The following is a 6295-nucleotide window of genomic DNA, read 5'->3' as shown; positions in this document are numbered from 1 at the left end:
ATTACGAAGCCTGGGCGCTGGAGAAATGGAAGTGGACCCAGCCCGCTGAAGCTCCAACCTTAAACAATGAAGAACTGATAAACCCTGTTTTGGCAGATCCATGGGTTCAGTTTTATCATGCGTACGCTGTGAGTGATTACGTGGGAATGGAAGACTCCATTGAAGCCTTAAGAGATTCTGCGTATAATTTCTTGACGTATCAGGAGAAATTTGTTAGTTTAACCTTTTTGCGCAATGGGAGTGTAATTACGAAGACTGGAACACTGGGTCGTGTTGAGTGGACGGAGAATGGTTCAATGGTGTTTACCACTCTAGTCACCTCTCCGTCTGAGGACGGTTTCATGCTTAACACTACAACCTACTACTGGCCAAGTGCGTTACGGGCTTATGAGCTGACATCCAACATAATGACTCTCGTAAAGGCCAGGAATTGTGGTAACAACAATTCTGAGGTTCAGTGGATGCTTAATCAGAAAGTTGCAGAGTTGAGGAGTGCGCTCAAGGTAATTATCGTGAGTACGAGCACTTCAACTGTACAAGTTCCGAATGAGCCAATTTATCCAATAGAGCCAATAGACCCGATCTATCCAATAGATCCAAAACTGCCAGTACTGCCTGTTTCGACGACTTCTCCAGAAGAGTCCACTACGGCAGAACTTTCCGAGAGTACAACCGTTATAACCCCTGCCGATGAGACTGCGCTGTTGGCCCTTGATCCCAACAACGAGGAAGGGCGCTTAGTGGTTGACAGTGTTAATGTGGAGGCGGTTGAGGTAACCTCGGATTACGTCACATACAAGGTTGCAGTCCACCTCCATGTTGAAGACAATGCCGTCTCAAACGTGAATTTAGAGTTTCAAGGAACTGAGTTGAGTGACTCCAAGTCTATGGGTTTTCTTTATCCAGGTGATAGCTTTGTGGTGGAGAGTACCGTCAGTGGAAGGGTGTATGGAAGTGACCAAGTTACGGTAAGCGGGACTGTTAAGATAACTTATACCCCCAGTTCCGGCCAGATACCGAACAGTGTTAGTCCAGCTAATGATGAGCGTGAAATAACCGAGAGTTATTCAAAGACAATACCGTTGGAGGAAGGCATTGATCCTAGCAAGGTTTATGTAAGCGTTTTGGCTCAAGATGAGAATGGTGATGGAACCGTCAAGACTGGAGAAGACGTTACTTTCAAGGTTGTAGTGAGGAATGACAATGATGTTAACATTGCTGGAACTTGCACTATCAGGATTGTCTATCCAATAAGCAGCAGCGACACGAGCGCGAGGAGTTTTAGCGTTAGCGTTAATGCTCCTGCAGGTGGGAGTGCAACGGAAACTTTTGGTAGTGTTCATTATGCCTGGTCTGGAACCTTCACGTATACTGGAAAATGTACTTTTGACCAGTATGAGAAAAGCTTTAGTGGTTACGTGACGGTGGAGGAGGATGACTCCACAGACCCCACTGTTGTGAAGATGATTGATGTTGTTCCAACAAGTTGGCCAAGTACGGCTCGTCTTGGTGGTTCTGTTGAGTTCAGTGTGGATTTGAAGAATACGTATCCAGTAGACAAGTCTGTGAAGGTTGAGTTAAAGATTGATGGGACTGTTGTTGACGTTGTTGAGGTTACTGTTATTGCTGGTCGTTCCACGGGAATATTACTCCACTGGAATGTTCCGGATGACTTTCCAGTGGGGGAGCATTCCGTAAAAATACAGGCCTTCTCAAGAAATCTCGACTCGAACGACTCATGGAACCCAGAAGACAGTGAAACTGGATCAATTAACGTTGAGCGGCCGAAGGATTTGCTCTTCGGCAAGCTTGTGCCGAATGTTAATGGTACTGTGGTTCAGGGCACGGTAGTTCATTTTGACGTGATTGTGGAGAACAAGGAGGATTATCCAGCTTACAATGTTCCCATCAGGGTTTTCTACACTTATCAGACGCCGAATGGAGGGTTCAGTGATCCAATCCGAGTATTTGAACGCAATCCACGTCAGATTGATGGTCTCGGAGTTAACCTCACGTGGTTCAACATGACCCTTACCAACCTAGGGAAGTATTACTTCACACTCTATGTTAATGGGGAAATCGAAGATGAAAAGATTATAACCGTGACAAGCAACAGTAGCGTGATGGCGTGGATGGAATGCGAAGACACAATTCCATTATATGACGAACTTAGTTGCCATATTCATATATTAAACAACAGCTCAGATGACGTCTCTATCCAGGTTACCAAAGTCATGTTTGGTGGTTATGAAGTATGGAACGGTGAAAATTGGAAGGCGGTCATGGTAAACTACATTACAGGGACTACTATTAAAAGACACTCAGAAGGCATTATCTACATAGGAATAGACGTTGATGGATGGTTATCTGAAAGAGTATTCGGGGATGACTACTATATCTACCTCTTTCTAGATGGTGGACAACCCAAGGAACACATAATTAACGTAGATCTTCGACTTAACGACACACGTCGTGTACTGGGATACACTGTCACAGTATATTCTGGAGATGATAAAGAGGGAGGGAAAATAGAAACCGCGGATTATATATTAAAATCTGCACAAGTCGCTGGTGGAGCTTCGACAGTATTGGGCTTTGTACTGGCAATAGGTGGGAACCCCACAGGCTTGATAATAGCTGGGATTGGATTCGGAGCCCTCGTACTAACAACGGTAGGCTATTCCACATACAAAGGAATCACAGCCCCAACACCAACCTGTTCCCAAGAGAGTGACAATAATCTAATTTGCGGAGGGTGATTTCAATGACATGTTGGGTAACTTTGCTTTTCCTGTTTACATCTTTTTTGGTGCTAGTGGATGGGTATTTGGTTGCTAAATACGAAGGACTACGACCAATTCGAAAAGAACTGGGAAGAAAAACAGTTGAGTTTCTGGGTGACATAATTATAATTCCATGGAGCGTCACAGGGCTTGCCTCGATGATAGTTCTCGCAGATAAAGGGAAACTAGACTTCATCGCCCCTGAACTCGGAGCAATTCTAGTGCTCGTGTGGTTTTTGACTCTACTCTTTATAGTTTTCAAAATTAGAAACACAGCAGATGCAGTTCTAAAAAGGATTGAAGATATAATAAAGTTAAATGCCTTTGGAAATGCACTACTACTAATGATGACCTTCCTAGAGGTATGCAAAAATATAACAATAATTCATGGCATTGTACTGACAATCCCCGTAATCCTGTACCTATCAATATCCATTAAGTTCGCCAAAATAATAAAGGAAAACCCAAAGAAGAAACTCTAAAACTCATGAAGCAATCTAAAATATAACAAAAAGGACAATAAAGCCATCACGATAAGGGGGGCAGTAAAGTGGTTACATTAACGTGGACTGCTCAGGCTGGGGAGCACGAGTATAGAATAGAGGCCTGGGAAAGCGGAAAACTGGAGGCATCGAGGAGCGGGAGTGTGCTGGAGGAGATTTACTTTGCCGGAATTCCAGTCTGGACTGGGGTGAACGATGATTCCGTTAAAATCCCAATCACTTCAAAGAGAACAGTAACAGTTCTCGCGAACTCAGAAAACGATGATATGGGATTCGAGATAATATTTAATGACAACCTTGCAGAAAAGTTATTTACAGCAGATTATTTCCTCTCTCCTGGCGGGAGCTACTATAAATACCTATTGACGCCAGGGGGCCAACCAGCGATTTATAGGGTAGCAGTGAAGCTTTCAACAGGACAAATAATCACGTATGATATTTGCTTGCTGCCTAATACTGTAAATGTGACCGGATATGAGATAGTTGGAGGTTCCTCATCTGGAGCGGGTGTTATTCTAGCGTTTTTAAATATCGATGTTGGAACCCTACTTACTGTAGGTGGACTTTTGTTATATTTCTACCCTAGCATAAAGGCACCTTCCCTTCTAGGAGCCACTGAAACGGACAATAATCTAATAGGAGGTGGCTGAAGTGGTCGTTAGTTTTGAAGGCTTCTCTTCCTTTCTTTTAATTGTCGTCTCCCCAGTCCTCTTGCTTTCGCTGGCAGTATTAGTCAGCAACAGGGACATTATTCGCAGAACCAATTTCTGGGAGGGAGCCGCAAAAATATACACTTGGGCGATTATATTGCCAGCGTACTATCTGGCGTTTATCTTTACCTTCCACATGATGGTCAGGTACTATCTGGTTGGGATGATTATTTTCGTCATTCTTACTGTAGGGGCCATGTACCTAACCGGTAGCCTCAAAGGTGACCCATGCAAGGTGAGGGGAATTTCCAAGCATGACTACATGCTGTTGGGCATACTTGCGACAGTGTACATCTTGATTCCAGCATCCATCACCCTCCTCAAAAAAGAGTTCTCCATTGGTTCGGCCATCTACTTTGCAATAGCAATTCTTTACTTTGGGTATTCCTTCAAGCTCCTTAGGGAGATTCACAGAAGTAATAAAATTCGTGGAGCTCAGAAACGATGTGACTAGTAATGAGAGGAGAGTGCCTGTGGACTTAAGCGACATAAACCCCGGAACGCCAATAGCAATCAAGGCCTACCTGAACCAGCTGAAAGAACCAATAACTTGCGTGGTGGAAATGAATCCCCGACCCGTTACTGCAGGGGACGTGGCAAAAGCTATGTATTCTGGGGCAAAATGGGTAAAAGACGAACTCGTTGGAACATTCACAGACGTAAGAAGCATCGCAGGAGGAGCTGGGGCTACTAAAGGTATTGTAAAGTTTTTGGCAAAGAAAGGGATTGAAATTTCCAGTGAAAGTGCAGGAATGCTCTTTGGGGCATTTTCTCTGTACGTAAAACTTTGGATATATGTCTTAGAGAATCCAATACCTGAAAATGCTCCTGGGGACAATAACCTCATAATAGGGGACTAAAGGGGTGTAGCAAATGGATCAGCTTGCAGATCTTTTCCTGCTATATCTTTTCCTGAATTCTGTTTTTATTTTGGGTCTCTTCATCGGCAATATTACTGGTCTTCCTAAGAATCGTGAGAATTCAGTAAATCCTGTGCTGTCTGCAGTAACTACTGTGGCTCTCTTCCTAATGGTTGGATTGATAAATTTGGACTTGGGGTTGATTGTTTTTTTAGTGTATGTATTTACTTCCGAAAGGTACGAGGATAGGGTGTTTACCAGACTCTTAACTCCATTAAGAAGCGTTATGTACATTCTCTGCCTGCAGGTGTTGTCTTCTATTGAAGCGTACTTGGTTACCAAGGACGTAAGTTTAGTGATTATCATTGGAGTATTCCATTTGGTCTATATTGCTCTGGCATTGCACTCCTTCCGGGTTTCAACATTAGAGGAGTGGGCAACCAACTAAGCGGTCAACGAGGCAGTGAAAATAAATTCTAGGGAGCCAACCAAACTTCAAGTGCCCTTAGAATTTGACTTTATGAATTAAGGCGGCACTCTTTGACCCCATACCTCCAAACGACCCAGGAGATAACAATTTGATAATTGGGGGGTGATAAGATGCAGAGAATCCCAAGAAATCTCCTTGCTCTTCTTTTTATTGCATACCTGTTTGTATGGTTAGTATTTTTTTGTTACTGACTCATTCAAGGGAACCTCATTATTGGCGATACTCGGTGTCCTTCACATAGTTTTTCTAATATTTGCAGGTTTTATTGTGGTATTCTACCTTCTAGCACCGCTAGATGATATAAATAGGAAACATAGATAGCTACAACTCGACAAGAATATACCACTTGCCCAGGAACCACACAATTAGTCTAAAGATTTACAAGGCAATAAACTTTATGCCAACAACAGAGGTACTAACACAAAGCGAGAAAGAAGTCATCACAGTCAAATACGACGGATACATGGAGAAGAAAACAATGATTTATTATTTCAAGATTGGCAAGACGAGTGCCGAAGTTCTCGGGCTATATCTAACAGTAGAATATGCAGCTGTAAAGGCTGGAGCAGAAGCAGGTTTGAAGGAACTAGGAAAAGAGTTTCTCAAGAAGGTATTGGTTGGTTAGTGGGATGATCTGCAATGAAGGTTAGATACTGGATTCTTATCTTTATCTTTTATACTTCTGCGGTAATTGTCCAAGAGGAGATTAGTATTTGGGATTTTATAGGCTTCTTAATCCTTGTGCTTGCGTTTATGGTAAGCCAGAAAAAAAGAATGACCCAAAAGGAGCCCTACATCATCGACGACTCCACCGAGATTGAATACCTAACCCCAGAATAACTGGAGGAACGATTAAAGGCCTTGAAAAGACGATAACGGTGGGAAAACTAGTTAGCACTTTTCTCCAGCAACCCTTTTTAACCTCCCTACCTACACATCTTTGGTGGTG

Annotated in this window: 8 protein-coding genes; all 8 read left to right on the top strand. The window is 43.1% G+C overall.

Annotation, left to right across the window (positions count from 1 at the left end; all coding sequences use genetic code 11):
• Positions 1–140: 140 nt before the first annotated feature.
• The 8 genes from A3L14_RS11600 to A3L14_RS11565 all read left to right on the top strand — a co-directional run bounded on the left by A3L14_RS11600 (position 141) and on the right by A3L14_RS11565 (position 6186).
• Complete coding sequence (locus tag A3L14_RS11600) at positions 141–2759, top strand: COG1361 family protein (RefSeq protein ID WP_088886144.1); 2619 nt, start codon at positions 141–143, stop codon at positions 2757–2759.
• Positions 2760–2764: 5 nt separating this feature from the next.
• Positions 2765–3265 (top strand): hypothetical protein, encoded by a 501-nt coding sequence (locus tag A3L14_RS11595; protein WP_055430152.1) that lies wholly within the window; start codon positions 2765–2767, stop codon positions 3263–3265.
• Positions 3266–3333: 68 nt separating this feature from the next.
• On the top strand, positions 3334–3936 hold the full coding sequence (locus tag A3L14_RS11590) for a hypothetical protein (RefSeq protein WP_055430151.1): 603 nt from the start codon (positions 3334–3336) through the stop codon (positions 3934–3936).
• Entirely contained in the window at positions 3929–4450 is a 522-nt protein-coding gene (locus A3L14_RS11585) for a hypothetical protein (RefSeq protein ID WP_143597787.1), read from the top strand. Before A3L14_RS11590 ends, A3L14_RS11585 begins: the two co-directional genes overlap by 8 nt.
• Positions 4443–4856, top strand: a complete 414-nt coding sequence (locus A3L14_RS11580) for a hypothetical protein (protein ID WP_157726987.1) — start codon at positions 4443–4445, stop codon at positions 4854–4856. The genes A3L14_RS11585 and A3L14_RS11580 overlap by 8 nt, the downstream gene beginning before the upstream one ends.
• Before the next feature lie 13 nt (positions 4857–4869).
• The gene (locus A3L14_RS11575) at positions 4870–5304 is read left to right on the top strand and encodes a hypothetical protein (protein WP_055430148.1); all 435 of its coding nucleotides are present in this window, start codon (positions 4870–4872) and stop codon (positions 5302–5304) included.
• A 439-nt stretch (positions 5305–5743) separates the two neighbouring features.
• On the top strand, positions 5744–5971 hold the full coding sequence (locus A3L14_RS11570; RefSeq protein ID WP_055430147.1) for a hypothetical protein: 228 nt from the start codon (positions 5744–5746) through the stop codon (positions 5969–5971).
• A gap of 14 nt (positions 5972–5985) precedes the next feature.
• Complete coding sequence (locus A3L14_RS11565) at positions 5986–6186, top strand: hypothetical protein (protein WP_055430146.1); 201 nt, start codon at positions 5986–5988, stop codon at positions 6184–6186.
• Positions 6187–6295 lie beyond the last annotated feature (109 nt).

The sequence above is a fragment of the Thermococcus thioreducens genome, from assembly GCF_002214545.1.
Taxonomy (GTDB): Archaea; Methanobacteriota_B; Thermococci; order Thermococcales; family Thermococcaceae; genus Thermococcus; species Thermococcus thioreducens.
Note: the sequence above shows the minus strand (reverse complement) of the source record. Positions and strands in the feature narration are given on the sequence as shown.